The sequence below is a fragment of the Enterococcus sp. AMC1086 genome, from assembly GCF_058216575.1.
Genome location: NZ_CM177100.1, coordinates 844,967 through 859,767, shown reverse-complemented (window position 1 = coordinate 859,767; position 14,801 = coordinate 844,967). Strand labels below are relative to the sequence as shown.

Here is a 14,801-nt window from a genome sequence, read left to right as displayed (position 1 = left end):
AACGTATCTATATCTTCTCTTCGTTGAGTTTTAGCACTATATAACGTAAAAAGCATTACTTTTAGCTACTTTGAAAAACGCCTTAATTCGACGAAATTTGTCCTACCCATACCTGTCTTTCGACATTTTTGAGCAGTAGCTTGTGTTTATATAGGAGCCTCACCTAACAAGTATTTAATTCAGTATAAACTATAAGCGTATCGTATCACAAAGTCAAATGAAATTTTGGATAAATTAATCAAAGTCGTAACGCTGTTATTAAAAAAATCACTTTGTAGTCGCTCTTACAATGGAAAAAGGCGATAAAGACAACTATTTTCGAATAAAGAATCTTTACATTTTCTTAAAAAATAGTGATTTTTCTATAAAAATCAACTTTAGATAGACTTTCCCAGTGATATCTGTTTCAATGTTTAAAAGACAGAATACCTGGAGGGAACAAATGGAACACTTTTTAGAAAAACAACAAGAATTCTTTTTCAACTTTTTAACAGACAGCATCGAAAACTTTTTATTAGATCATTCTGATGAAACATTCTACGCATTTGCTTTAAACTGCAATATTCATGAAGAAGGTGAAATCAATCTTTGCTTTAATACTGTGGAACTTTGGCAAGAAACAACAAGCTATTATACAAGTAAAGGCCATAGTAAATCACAGTTAGAAGAAATAAAATACAATTCAAGCGATTGGGATGAGACACAACAGTTTGCTTCTCTCTATTTATTTGACGATTGGGTGGAAGACGAACAAGATATAGAAACTGTTCTTGAATGGCTTTGCCAGCAACTGATTCTCTTCATTGATAGTGAAACATTCAAACGTATCCCAAAAACAGAGGATTTCAAACTATTAGTCTGTGATCAAAACGAAAATCCTTCCGACTCACAAGAACGATTTGAAAAATTTGGAATGTCAGAAATTTTTCAAATAGAATAACTAAAAACATACCCTGTAATCTCAGTATGTTTTGTATAATTTTTTATAAACTAAAATCCAATTCTTCTACATAAAAAAGAGTGGATAAGATTTGATTCACTATCTTCACTAATTCTTTCTCATCCCTGATTTGATCTTTGGTTTCAATTTTAATTGTATCATTTGAATACGTCAGAAAATCATATTCTTCTTTAAGCGTGACTTGATGATCATTTTTTTTATACATCGTATAATCATCAATCACATCCATCTGGTACTCTCGTTTATAACCATTCTTTAAAACAATCGCTGTTATAAGTGCATTGACTGTCAATGATTCTATGGGGATCTTTTGCTCATCTATTGTCAACGTGTAATTTTCGTCCTCAATAATCCCGCAAGCATTACAGCCTCCGTCTAATAAATTAACCGTTTTAGTGATCGTTGCTTTTTTCATTGTTCCAAATCCTTTCCCTTCTTTTTGTTTCTTTACATATTATACCAAAAGTAATAGCACAATAAAGTGATTCTACTACTTTCAAACAAGCAAATTATAAATAAGTAATAAAAAAAAAATTCTCTGATTTTATTTCTAAAATAACAATAGATTTATCATTTAGTATATAATATCATAAAGAAAAATAGAGACGTTAATAAATTAAAAAAACTTTATAAACTAATTTTTTCTACTACCTTTCTCCATATTTTGATCTGCTATTTTTTTGTTAATAAGCCTATGAAAAAGATCAATTTTTCACAACTTATTTTAGAGAGGATGTACCATCGTGCATTTGAAATGAAACATCGTAATATTTTAGCTCGTTTTGATTGTTCACATCTAAATTAGAGTTAAGAATAGAGAATAAACTCAGCATAACCGGGTTTATCCTCTAATTTCAGTCAGATTCTTTAAATAATTTAACTCAAAAATTCCTTTTCAAAAAACTCAGCCACAACATCCATCATTTCGCCTTTGACTAGGTGCCCTTCGCCTTCACCAGTGATAAACTTACTACGGTCAGCATAAGGTTCTCCTTCGATCATTTGATAAAAATCGGCCATATCTTCATAAGGAATTTTAGGATCTTTAGTTCCGTGCCAAAATAATACTGGACGCTGTGCTAATTTTTCTGGCGCCTCTGAAAGATCATAATTCGCCACCCAACTAAGCAATAACGGTAAGTCCCTTGGCACAAAAAAGTCCATCTCAGCTGATCGGTCCATCACTCTCTCAATATAACGCTGCGGTGCTGGCGTTCCCATCATACAAGCTGCTATTTTTATTTCCGGATGTTGCGTCAATAATGCACAAGTTGTAATACCACCCATTGAAACACCACCAACGCCAATTTTTCCTGCTTCAATCAGCTGTTGTTTCTCAAAATGACGTATCAATTGAGCAAATTCAACAATATTATATTGAATACTTGACCAAAACGTCACTGATGGAATCGGAGATATCGGCCCTGTTTTTCGTTCCCCATGGTTCATCGCATCAGGTAAAATCACGCGCATTCCTTTTTTCGCTAATTTTCTAGCTTGAGTCAGTGATAATTCTTTCGCCGACTGCCATCCATGATAGTAAATGATTAAAGGCAAGGGATTATTCTTCTCTTCTTCTGGTACAATTTCCAGAACCGGAATCTTTTTGATATACCGATGCCTAATACTAACCTTCATCTTATTCACTCCTAAAAATAGTTTTTATTTATCAAGTATACACTTTTAGCTAAAATTCACTACTATAATATAAAGAAAAGAATAACTTGAAAATAATTATACTTTATGTCGTTTATTATTAAAGTTATTTATTCCTTACATTCATTTACATACCTAATCACTTTACTTTATAGCAACAATACTTTATATTTTATTTATAAATAAAATAACAAATTAAAAACAAAAGAATAATTAAACACTAAAATGAGGGATACCATGGAAACAAAAAATAAAGTAATACTTTACGATAAAGAGGTAAGAAATAAGCTACAAATTTTAGACATCTTAATAGAAAATAATTATACTGTCACAATAAACCACTTAAAGCACATTACTTCTTTTTCTGATATTACATTACGAAAATACATAGACTTGTTAAAGTTAGATATAGAGGCCTCTCAGCCTTCTGGTATGACTCTCTACTATGATAGTAAAGTTGTTACTTTTGAAATCGAAGATGCTAAACAATATATATTATTCAGAAATAGTCTAGTTCAAACATGTACATCCGTAAAATTGGGAATTCAACTTATTCTGGGATTCGAAATAAATGTAACAAACTTTTGTATCGAACATAACGTCAATCTAGCAACATTTCGTAGACGTTTAAAAGCGTTGAGAATGGAATTTTCTATCTATAATCTTAAAGTCATTTCAAGAAATGGCGTCTTACATTTAGCGGGGGATGAATCCACTATTCGAAAGTTAGCTTATTATTCTTTAACAGAAGTCTATTTAGGTCGTTTTTGGCCTTTTAAACAATATATCGATTATGACTTGCTAAAAAATGATGTTTATAATTTTTCAAAAATAACCATTGACGATGATATTTTTTTTAGGGAAATCATTTTTGATTTAGCTATTCAATTGATACGAATTCGAAACAATCGTCTGATAGAATTAGCTCCAGCTGTATTAACAGAAGGAAAGCAATTATTTCCTCATTTCTTTGAAAATAATAATTCGTCTAGACTTTTCTCAACTAATTATGAACATGAAGTTTCGTTCTTTTTATTCAATCTTTTGAGTTATGACTCATTTTATTATACTAAAGATGCGTCATTTACTTTTGAGATTATTCATACGCACAGTATCTATCTCTCACCACTAATAAAATCTGCTAGCATTGATTTTCTAGCATTAATTTCTAAAAAACAGGTTGATAATTTGACAAGATTAAAAGGGTATTTATATAGTATTTACTGTGAACAAATGATTTATCCCACTTGGTCTGATAAGTATATTGAAAAAAAATTGAACATTAATACACCCATTTTAGAGAAAAAAATAGCGTGTCTTTTAGAAAATGAACCTGATACTCCTCAAAAAGAAATTTTTTTTAATATCTCTCTACTCAAAAAGCGATACAAATTTCTTTTTGGTGAATACAGACCTTTCCCTTATTTTGAAAAAGAAATACGTATAAAAATTATAAATTTAAAGTCTGAATTAGAAAAATCAATGTTTGAAACGTTAATCGCTTATTCATTTCACTATTACTATAAATTCGTTTTTACTGGTCAAGATGCGGATATCACGATTAATACAAATTCAGATTTAATTTTTTCAACAAAAAAAACTGAAACAAAGCAAACGAGATTTATTTGTTACGTGAGTTCAGAACTAAACGGGCGTGATATAAAATTACTACATGATACATTTGAGAAATTCATTAAAATTAGTACCCTATAAAACTTAATTTCCAAGAATTTAAAGTAGCCGTTACTCATTAAAAAAAACAAAAAAAAGCTACCTCCTACTTAATGCATAATTAGCTGAAATTGATTTCGAACACTTTAGATTGTTCTTTCTATTTTGTAAATAACTTCCTCCAAGTTCATCATAGCGAGAATAATCGGAAAACAATCGATAAAAATGATCCGTAATAATAAATGAACAGTCGCAACAACCGATTTTTCATGTCCAACATTTCTTCTTATCTGAAAGAAAAATGCATGAATCCGATTACGTTTCACTTAGGAAATGACCAATATCCCTTATGCTAAGATCTTTTTAAATAAAAATTTTCTTTTCTTAAACGTTTACTTCGTGTCTTTCCGGTACTTTGATTGCCTCATGGACTCGCTCCTGTCCATGAAGCCAAATGTCCAGCTGAAGGGGATAAACAAACCTAACTATCCAAATTATGCGAGTACAACAGCCGCCGTTTCTTTGATAGATTCCCGTGATTACTTCTAAACGTTTGTCTATTCTTCATAAGGAACGAGATTGGGACAGGAGTTGCTTCAGCTCCCACCGTTTTTTCGAATTCCTTAAGGATGAGATGTGACTCGCAGAGTTATGTTCCAACCTCGGCTCAAAACTACTAAAGAATTTCCCTAGATATTTTCCCCTTAAACAGAAAGAATAGTACAAGTATCAATAACTTTTTGATGGATGTCTAATTCAGCACAACAAGAACGAAGTATATCTTCCATTTTCAACATTCCTTCTTGAAAGTAGTACCGAAGAGGCTACTCTACTTATAGAAACAATTTATTTTTATACACAGGTTCTAAGACCTAATGTTTGACACAAATAAGTAGAATTAGAATGATCTATTTTGTCCCTCAAGATTAAAACCTCAAAAAGCACAATCGACCTACAAGCCCCACTCTTGTCATCTATAAGTATGACAGAAAAAGCTTGTAGATCGATCACTTTCGTTTTCATTAGGTTTGGTGAGGGCAATAGCCCTCATAGGTGTTTGTTCCAACCTCAATTAACTATTTAGATTGTTATAACAGTTTATCAAATCAACCTGAATCAACCACTATTACCATCTAAATAATTTCTTCTATATTCTTATTCTTTATTAAATATATTATTGTGCTGCCTCACTAACTAATGACCAATTAATTGTCGTTTGATATTTTGTTTTAGTTTTAGCTGTTCCTCTAGGAATACGAATTGTTACTTTTGTCGGATCCCATTGGTAAGTACTAATATTTTTTCCAATACTATCATTACCGGTATCTCGTGCACCAAATAGTGTTGCACTTGTTCCAGAGAAAATTAAAGCTTCTTGGGCTATCATTTTCGAGTTCGAATCTTCTGTGTCGACAGATCCTGTCACTTCAGAATTATGGATAGTCCCCTTAGGAATAATCAATGTTGTTCCTTCTAACATATTTCCTTGATCATCTTCAAAGCCAGTTGTCTGCTCAGCTTTCACACTCCAACCATTCATATCTGAACGCTTATCTGATACTTGAATCCATTGTTTAACTAACGGTTTTCCTTCAGTATTGGTATTTGGCTTTGCTTGATATGTTGTATTAGAATAAGAGAATGATATGCTTCCAAAGTTGATAGAAGAAGGCGCATAATCCATTCTTAATACTCCTGTTGCACCTGTTCCACTATTCTCAGAACCACCAATCGGCGGTGTTCCAGATGCTGGATTATCTGGATCCACTGGATGTGTTGGACTTAAATCTCCAGCCTCAACAGTAACCTTCACTGACTTTGTCATGCCTCCAACTACTCCAGAATCTACTTGTGATAAAGTCATAGTGACATTATACTCACCTGCAATTTGATCTACAGTTGAAAAATCATAACTAATTTTATCTGTTAAGTCTGTGAAGTTGCCATCCATCAATGAATAAGCTGAAGCATCTATTTTTTGTTTTAGTAACGCTTCGAATTCAGTTTTAGATAATCCCTCAATCGTTACCATTTCTAGTGTGACATCTTGACCTGTCAAATCATGAGATTTATCTACAACGATCAATTTAGTAGGGAAAGTTGCTTCATTCCCTGCTTTATCAACTGCTCTTATCGTGATATCATATTCACCTATTGCTGAAAGATATTCACTTAATACCTCATTTGACTCTACATAATAAGCTTGAGGTTCTCCATTAGGATTGGAATCGGTTAAATTCTGAACAAAACGTTTAGCATCTGGAATAGCTGAATTCACCAATACTGTTTGTGGAATAGCAGTTGCTTTAGGGGCAGTAGTATCTGAAACAACTTTCTTAGCGGTGTCAGATTTGCCATCTAATAAAGCATAGGCCGTAATTATATTTCCAGCTACGAAAGGACTCTCACTACCATTTGGTACTTCAAATTCAAAATTACCTGATGGATCAGCCTGAGTCGTATAGTTTTTCCCTACACTGCCCGATAGGTTTTCTGCTGGATTAGGAATTTTATTGTTTTCTTCTGGAAAAGAGCTGTAGCCTCCAGCAATAACCTCATCCGTTAAACGAACATAGGCGCCTCCCTTGGTCGTTCCTCGTATAATTCTAGAATTTTCATCATTAGGATTATCTACTGGATTATTATCAATAGACACTGTCACATCTGGAATAAACTCAAAAACTAATCGCTGAAATCCATTTGTAGGACCTGTATTAAAATTCGTTTTAAAACTCTCAGCTATTCCTGGCGATGTAGATTTACCTTTAAGATTTGCAGTTGTTACCGTAGTGCCAGAATAGGGAATTTCAAGTCCGTACATAGGATTCCAATCAAAATCTGGTTTATCATCAACTAATGCTGAAGAACTTCTTTTCCAAGCTTTTATATGCTGAATATCAATTAAAAATTTCCCAGCACTTCCACTCATATTGATTAATGAACTTGACGGATCTGGTGTTTCAGTAAATCCAAAATCTGCAAATTTAGCATCAAAAAATTGAAACGTTGAATTTAAACCTACGGAAAATATATTTTTAGCTTTATTCGCAGACAATTTGAATGTTCCTAGTCGTTTAATTATAAATGTAGCATCGTTCCCTACCGAAACGACATTATTCACGCTATTTGTTCGTTTAGAAGAATCAATAGTTAAAGTAGCATCCTCACCAACCATAAAGAAAGTGTTAGCAGAGGCACTTCCAGCGCCTAAAGTGATTAGATTTGATTGATACCCTTTTGCTTGAATATCTAGAGTAGAACCCGAATTAACATTTAATTTTGATTGTCCACCAATATTTAGCAATGGGTTGGTTCCTGTCCCAGTATTTGTCATATTCAATTTCATTTTACTTTTATTTGCGATATTAAACTCAGAACCGATACTTGCTAAGCTAACAGCTGTTGCACCAGCATTTTTATCCTTGACATTCATTTCAATGGAACTACCACTATCTAAATTAAATATACCTTTTCCATAAAAATGGATCAATCCATTATTTCCTGAATGAGAATCTTTATTTACATACATTTTGGCGCCATCTTTCATGGTAAAGCTACTACCCTCTGATTGAAACCAAAGAATTCCAGTGTAATCCCTAACACCATTTCCGGGATCTTTATACATATAGGTTACTTCTGAATTCTTTTCCATAATAAACTTTGAAGCATACCTCGTACTAATAGCATATCCTTGAAACCCTTCTCCAGGATACGCATCTTTATTTGCTACACTTAAATGTAATTTAGCATTTTCTTCAACAATTACATTCCCAGCTGCAGTTAAATCAATGTTAGTACCATTATACGTTTCAAGAGTTGTTACAGAGTCGGCAAAGAACTCAATATTGGAAGATTCAAAGTTTTGCTGTCCACTATATTGTGTGGATACTGTGGTTCCATCAATTGGAGAAATATAACTTGTCGTTGAAAATCTACTAACAAAATCGCCAGATATTTGTACAGGTAATAACGCTGAACTAATTATTTGTGACCCATAATCATTCACATTATGAAACTTCAATACTGAAGTAGCTGCCGTTGGCAAGATTGCTCCATAATAATTTGCGTGATACATATTTAGATTTTGTATAGTTATATCTGAATTTTCTCCCCCAATGCTTGAAATACTAAGCCTAAAATCAATAAGCATCCCGTTACCTTCAAAAATAATTTTTCTATTGGCTCCTCCAAAATAGCTATTGTTTGAAACTGTAAAAGACTTCATAATACTAATTCCTTTGATGTTGGCATTACCAATAGCAGCGATAAATTCTGATTCATTTCTTACTAATGCAATTTCACTTGAATTCAATGTTCTTAAATCATTTTCTACAGATCTATATGCGCTTGTCACGCCTCCTTTTGGTAAATGAGGGTATGAATACTGTGCTAAATATTGTTCTAGCGTCATACTATCTGGAAAATCAGCAGATACAATCATCCCTTCAGCCAAAATAGCACCTGGATATAGACCTCTACTATTTTCTCCAGCTACTTCATTGACTTCTGTTTCTTCAGTCTCAGTATAGTTTGATTCTTCAGTTTCACTAGCAAAAGAATCATTCATTGTTTGGCTTTCAATATCTTCAGTCGTTTCAGTACCCAATTCTTCTGAAGTAGTTGATTCAGAGACCTCTTTTTTTTCAGCTGCTGTTAATGAAGAACTATCTGGCGTTTCTTGCGCAATTACAATCGAAATCGGCATTATAAATTGAATACTGATAAAAAGAAGTGTTAATAACAATGTAAAATTTTTTTTATTCATTTTATTACCTCATTTTTTGAAAAAACTAATCTTTTTCTACTGACCACAAAAAATAAAGCGAATATCAATAACGTAATTCCAGAATAGCGAAACAACAGATTTTGACTAGTATTTGTTTGGGGAAGTATCTTTCTTGTGCCAGTTCCTTCTGTATAGTCAGTTAAACTCGAACTCCCTTGAGGACCAGTCGGCATGTTAGATTCAATAGGCTCTTCTGCCCATCCATCTAGGATAAGGGAACCTTTTGTAGTTGCTGCAGTAGATTTTTCATTAGCTAATGTTTCGATTGGAAAATTTAGCGTAAAACCTCCTAATAGCATCATTGCAAATAATAAAGAAAGCATTCCTTTCATTTAATTCTTCCTTCCTTTCTGCTTATGGTCTGCATTTCTTTTTCTTTAGCTTGTTTGTTTTGCGTTGTTATTTTTCTGATTCTTTTTAAAGAACCATACTAGTCCAACGATAACAAGTAGTACTCCTAAAAGAATCAAACCATACAACCACCATAGAATTGGTTTTTCAGGGTCATTGATTGCCCCATCATTGATTTTTTTGACTTTATCAGATGTAATGGTAAAGTCTTTTGTCCATTCCCAAGTCTTAGACTCCCATTTAGGATCATCCGTTATCGCCGTCATTTTCAATGTGTAGTCTCCAGCCTTCATTTGCTGTTCACCTAAAAATATTGGGAAAGGAAAATTAGAATTTGGTGCCATAATCATATTTTTTGCATTATTCTTATATAAAACGTCAAACGTACCTTTTTTCATAACTTCAGCAGAAATTTCTATGTTAGAAACGATGGCCGGCTTGTTATTTTGTATATTTGCGTTGATAACTTTTCTGTAATTATTTAACCCTACCGTTACATTTAATAAATTAAGATTTGGTTCTTCAATTTCTTTATTTACAGTCAATTTCACTGCCATCGCATAGCTGTACTTATTTTTAATTACGATACCTTCATCGTCTTTATCTTTTTCTGCTTGCCCTAATTTTTCAAAGTACCAAGAACCTAAGATAACACCATCTGGTACATCTTTTGGAACTGCAATTGTAGCACTAATTATTTTATCCGAATTAGGAGAAATTGTTGTTTTAATATCTGAGGCAGTAATTTCACCAATATTTGAAAATTTGTATTTCAAACTTTTATCTGGTTTTTCTACCTCAGAAGTATAACTGATTTCACCATTTTGATTTGTCGACGTAGTAAAAAACTGGGACTCAATAGTTATTTCTTCATCGGAAGGATTAACTAACTTCGCTTCTATTGTAAATTCTTCCCCAGGCTTCACTGATAAATCATAAAATGAACTAGAACTATTCAATTCATTTTCAGGACTTATTTTTTGCACACTATAGCCAATAGAAGAATTTTTTTCCATCTCGTTTTGACTATCAGCGTATGCAATTGTTGCAGTTACTTGGACAAAGGAAAAAATGAACAATCCAAGCGCTATTAATTTATTTTTCCATCCGATCATATCTAACCATCCTTTTAATTGATAAAGTTATTTTACAGGTGTCGCATTTAATACCCAATTAATTGTTGAAGTAAACGTTCCTTTTTTCGCGCTACCAGCTGGAATAGAAAGTTTTTCATCTGATGCGTCCCAAGAATAAATAGTTGTGCCTTTACCAACTAAGTCTTCAATATTATCTGCAGCACTAAATAATGTACTTTCAGTTGTTGAAATTGAGTGCATTCCTTCAAAACCATTAACTTCACTAGTTTCACCTAACGTTATATTTGGATCAGCAATTGTTGAGCTAGCTGATAAGTTATTTCTAGCTATACCAGAAGGAATATAGAGTTGTGAACCGTTTAATGTATTTGCTCCATCTGTAAATTCTGTGCGACTCATACTAATTGACCAGCCACCTAAGTCATCACGATTATCTGTTACTTGAATATAATGCTTTATTCCAGCCGCTGCATTAGAATTATATATACCTTCTCCATAACTTATCACATGTGTTCCAAAGTTAAATTCATTAGGAACAACATCTAGAGAAAGTGGTCCATTAGCTCCAGTTGTTGTGTTATTTGAATCCGGTAAATTGGGATTAGGTTTTGTTGGATCTTCTGGATCTTTCGGGTCTGTCACACCAGTATTATCGGTAAATTCGATTGTAGCTGTTCCTTTTGCAGGATTTGCTTCTGTTCCAATTTCATCTGCTAATACTTGTTTTTCAAAGCTGGCTGTTAAAACACCTAACAAAGCTATACTAAAAAAAATATTTAATTTTTTCATGTTAATATCCCCTAATCACTATTTTTATTGAGAAACTTCTGCTGCCACAATCCAATTAATCGTTGAAGTAAATGTTCCTTGTTTTCCTGTATTAGCTGGAATGGTTAGTACCTCTTCTGACGCATCCCAAACGTATGTTGTAGTCTGTTTACCAACTGCTTCTTCACCTGTAGCTCCAACGACACTTACTGCTGAAGACTCACCTACTGGAATAGCAAACTTACCAGCTGTAAGTAACGTTCCATCTTCTTCAGAAGGTATTTCATTTAATGAGTTACGTGCGACACCCGCCGGAATCGTGAATGTTGAGCCTGTTAGTGCACTTGTTTCGTTTTCAAACTCCGAACGATACACTTTTACCATCCAGCCGTCCGCATTATCACGGTTATCCGTTATTTGTAAATAATGATTTCCTGACATATTAGATATATAATCTTTTTTACCCATTTCTACTTTATTAGAGCCAAAATCAAAACTACTTGGAGCAACATCTAAAGAAAGAGGTCCTTTTGCACCTGTAGTAGCATTATTTGGATCTGGCATCACAGGATTTGGTTTTGACGGATCTTTTGGGTCTTTGGCTTCCGTTGCATTATCATTTGCCTCAAACGTAACTGTTCCTGTTACCGATACGGAATTCCCTATATCCTCTGCAAATGCTGGAATTACAACACCTAAACTTAATGCTCCTAATATCACTGTACTAAATAATAAATTAATTTTTTTCATGTTATTTCCTCCTAAGTTTATCTAACTATTTACTATTCCATCCTTTTATTGAATTGTTTCTGCTGTTAATGTCCAAGTTATTGTATTCGTGTAATTACCTGCTTGAGCTGTATTAGCTGGAATTGTTAAACTAACATCTGCCGCTTTCCAAACGGAGGTACTTGTCGCTTTTCCACCTTTATTTGTTTCTTTAGCTGAAAATATTGTCTGTTCTGTCGTATCAATTTTTACAGCTTGCGTTGTCAATTTTAAATCTGGATCAGTCGCAGGAATATTCAACTCGTTACGTGGAATACCTTCGGGAATATTGATGGTTGTTCCCTTTAGCACTTTTTCTCCATCCGTTAGATAAGTATCTTGCTTAACCTTCACTACCCAACCATAAATACCCGCATCCCGATTATCTGTGATTTGTAAATATTGATTTTCTATCGGCTCACCTGTTACTGTCGATGCGTCTTCGTTTACAGCTAAATACGTATGTGCGGAGATATACATTTTTTGAGAACCAAAATCAAATTCTGCTGGTGCTACGTCAAGTGACAACGGCCCTTGATTCGACGTATTCATTCCTCCATTGTCAACTATACCTCCTGGTTTCGTTGGATCGTTTGGATCTCTAGATACTGTCTTATCATCATTTACTGTTAATTCAATTTGTCCTGGTGTTGTTGCAGTGGATTCTGCATCTACAAGTTGCTCTCCCACAAATAGAATTCCTCCAAAAAGGGTTATCGTTACAATTGTTAAATAAATATTTCCCCTCACTTTGATTCCTTCCTTTCTTAAAAGTTAGATTACTTCTATAAAATCCACCCTTTTCCATAGTTATTATATATATAAATCTCTCATTTCTTTTGTAACCAAAATATTATACGGTTAAAGAAATGTATAGAAAATGAGATTTCAAAAAAAAACAGAAAAATAATGTCAATATGAGCCTGTGACATAACTCAAAAAGTTTCTTTTTTAGGCTCTTAGTATCCGAATAAACGGCAGGCGCAGAAGCAAATCCTTCGGAAATAAACACTTTTGTCCCAACCTCTTTTTAATTGATAAGACACTGTAACTCTTTGAATAAAAAATCTTAGTCATTAATAATATTTACTGAATAACAATACAAAAAGTACTAACTACATTAATTATATATTTTTTATTTATATTATTGCGTTCTTTTTTTATCAAAAAAATAATAATAAAAGAACAGATTTTACATAAAAATTGAATTATCTCATATTTAGTCAAGAAATACCTATACAACTTTAAATAAGAATTATTTTTCACTTTTTACATAAACAAAAAAGGGCTCTATACTTTCTGATGTTGGTGAAAAATCACCGGCATCTTTTTTAATGCAAAATACTAGAAAAGACACCTTGATATCCTTTAGAATTAAGTCGTCTAAAACCATTCAAAAAGGAGGAAATCAAGATGCCCTATACAAATCTTATAAAAAATACCTTAGATATTCTAGACTTAAACATTACTTTTAATGAAAATTCTTTAAAAAGGAACGCATCAAAGGACGAATCTGCCACGTATTTTCTGGTACATTGGATTATTTCGCTCACTCCTGTCCTCATTGTGGTGCCAAAGAAGACGGCTCGATTATTCTTTGGAGCTTTACAACATGTCTTATTTTACTGAACGATGTGTCTGAATATCAAACGTATTTACGCTTGAAAAAGCGTCGCTTCTTCTGTCATTCCTGGGAAAAACCTTCGTCGCAGAAACTAGTCTGATTCAAAAATGTTGTTCGATTTCTAAGAAAGTAAAACTGTCTATTGCCGATCGGCTAAGAAAAGTCACGTCTATGAGTGAGATTGCGCGTCAAAAAAATGTTTCTGTTTCTTCTGTTTATCGCGTATTGAAACAATTTTATGAACCGAAAAAAATCAATCGCCTGACCTTGCCCGAAGTCCTTTGTTTTGATGAATTCAAATCGGTCAAACAGGTCGCGGCTTCCATGAGTTTCATCATGATGGATGGCCAATCAAAACAGTTGATTGATGTTGTTGAAAACCGACAGTTGCCCTTTTTAGAGCGCTATTTTTCACGCTTTTCTTTGGCTGTTCGTGAACGGGTGAAGTATGTTGTTTGTGATATGTACGCACCTTATTTCTCTTTAGTCAAAAAACTGTTTCCAATGGCTCAGATTATTCTTGATCGTTTTCATATTGTCCAACACATTGGACGAGCCTTCTTAAAACACCGGATTCAACGAATGAATACCTTTCTCCATCGAGGGTCTGTAGAGGCAAAAAAATATCGTCACTTGAAGAAATACTGGAAACTGCTTCAAAAAAATCAATCGAAACTTAATTTTGAAAAGCGTCTTTGACGTTCTTCGTTCCGTACCTATTTAACAGAAACGGAGCTCGTGGACCGGCTTCTTGCGTATGACGAGGAGTTAAAAGCTGGGTACACCTGTTATCAGGACGTGCTTTATGCCATACAATCAAAAGATTACGCAAGATTTCACACGGTAGTAGATCAAGAGTATTCCAGTCTTCCAGACTATTACCAAACAGTTTTTCCAACCTTTATGAAGGGTCAAAATGAAGTGAAAAACGCCCTAGAATTACCATATTCCAATGGTCCGTTGGAGTGCTTGAACAACCATATCAAAGTACTGAAAAGAAATGCCTACGGGTTTCGTAACTTTTATAACTTTAAATTGAGAATTGCTTTATGCTTTGGCGATGTCCTTTTTCAACCGAATAGAAAAGCCTAGAGGAAAATTCCTCTAGACCTTACAATA

Annotated in this window: 11 protein-coding genes, 1 pseudogene and 1 riboswitch; of the genes and pseudogenes, 3 read left to right on the top strand and 9 right to left on the bottom strand. The window is 33.5% G+C overall.

The genetic code is table 11. The annotated features are described in order from the left end of the window. Window positions 1–9: 9 nt before the first annotated feature. Window positions 10–178: riboswitch (M-box (ykoK) riboswitch) on the bottom strand. Window positions 179–442: 264 nt separating this feature from the next. Beyond that, entirely contained in the window at window positions 443–940 is a 498-nt protein-coding gene (locus AC4BC4_RS04090; RefSeq protein WP_490476862.1) for a DUF4303 domain-containing protein, read from the top strand. Window positions 941–983: 43 nt separating this feature from the next. Here AC4BC4_RS04090 and AC4BC4_RS04085 read toward each other — a convergent pair whose 3' ends face one another. Together AC4BC4_RS04085 and AC4BC4_RS04080 are read right to left on the bottom strand one after the other, a co-directional pair. Then, entirely contained in the window at window positions 984–1,376 is a 393-nt protein-coding gene (locus tag AC4BC4_RS04085) for a DUF4809 family protein (protein WP_438758488.1), read from the bottom strand. Between the two features lie 461 nt (window positions 1,377–1,837). After that, entirely contained in the window at window positions 1,838–2,599 is a 762-nt protein-coding gene (locus AC4BC4_RS04080) for an alpha/beta fold hydrolase (protein ID WP_490476861.1), read from the bottom strand. Window positions 2,600–2,854: 255 nt separating this feature from the next. Between AC4BC4_RS04080 and AC4BC4_RS04075 the strand changes: the two genes are divergently transcribed. After that, window positions 2,855–4,330 (top strand): hypothetical protein, encoded by a 1,476-nt coding sequence (locus AC4BC4_RS04075; protein ID WP_490476860.1) that lies wholly within the window; start codon window positions 2,855–2,857, stop codon window positions 4,328–4,330. A gap of 104 nt (window positions 4,331–4,434) precedes the next feature. On the opposite strand, the gene AC4BC4_RS04070 is transcribed toward AC4BC4_RS04075, so the two are convergent. The 7 genes from AC4BC4_RS04070 to AC4BC4_RS04040 form a co-directional block, all read right to left on the bottom strand. Next, entirely contained in the window at window positions 4,435–4,614 is a 180-nt protein-coding gene (locus AC4BC4_RS04070; protein WP_490476859.1) for a hypothetical protein, read from the bottom strand. A gap of 848 nt (window positions 4,615–5,462) precedes the next feature. Then, window positions 5,463–9,053: a WxL domain-containing protein gene (locus AC4BC4_RS04065; RefSeq protein ID WP_490476858.1), complete on the bottom strand. Its 3,591-nt coding sequence runs from the start codon at window positions 9,051–9,053 to the stop codon at window positions 5,463–5,465. Beyond that, window positions 9,050–9,406, bottom strand: a complete 357-nt coding sequence (locus tag AC4BC4_RS04060) for an LPXTG cell wall anchor domain-containing protein (protein WP_490476857.1) — start codon at window positions 9,404–9,406, stop codon at window positions 9,050–9,052. Before AC4BC4_RS04060 ends, AC4BC4_RS04065 begins: the two co-directional genes overlap by 4 nt. Before the next feature lie 45 nt (window positions 9,407–9,451). Then, a complete protein-coding gene (locus AC4BC4_RS04055; RefSeq protein ID WP_490476856.1) occupies window positions 9,452–10,540 on the bottom strand; it encodes a WxLIP family cell surface protein in 1,089 nt (362 codons plus the stop codon). A 27-nt stretch (window positions 10,541–10,567) separates the two neighbouring features. Further along, window positions 10,568–11,311 (bottom strand): WxL domain-containing protein, encoded by a 744-nt coding sequence (locus AC4BC4_RS04050; protein ID WP_490476855.1) that lies wholly within the window; start codon window positions 11,309–11,311, stop codon window positions 10,568–10,570. 24 nt (window positions 11,312–11,335) lie between these two features. Beyond that, on the bottom strand, window positions 11,336–12,040 hold the full coding sequence (locus AC4BC4_RS04045; protein WP_490476854.1) for a WxL domain-containing protein: 705 nt from the start codon (window positions 12,038–12,040) through the stop codon (window positions 11,336–11,338). Between the two features lie 45 nt (window positions 12,041–12,085). Continuing rightward, window positions 12,086–12,808, bottom strand: a complete 723-nt coding sequence (locus AC4BC4_RS04040) for a WxL domain-containing protein (RefSeq protein ID WP_490476853.1) — start codon at window positions 12,806–12,808, stop codon at window positions 12,086–12,088. Between the two features lie 663 nt (window positions 12,809–13,471). Here AC4BC4_RS04040 and AC4BC4_RS04035 point away from each other — a divergent pair. After that, window positions 13,472–14,774 (top strand): annotated as a pseudogene (locus AC4BC4_RS04035) (ISL3 family transposase). Window positions 14,775–14,801: the final 27 nt, after the last annotated feature.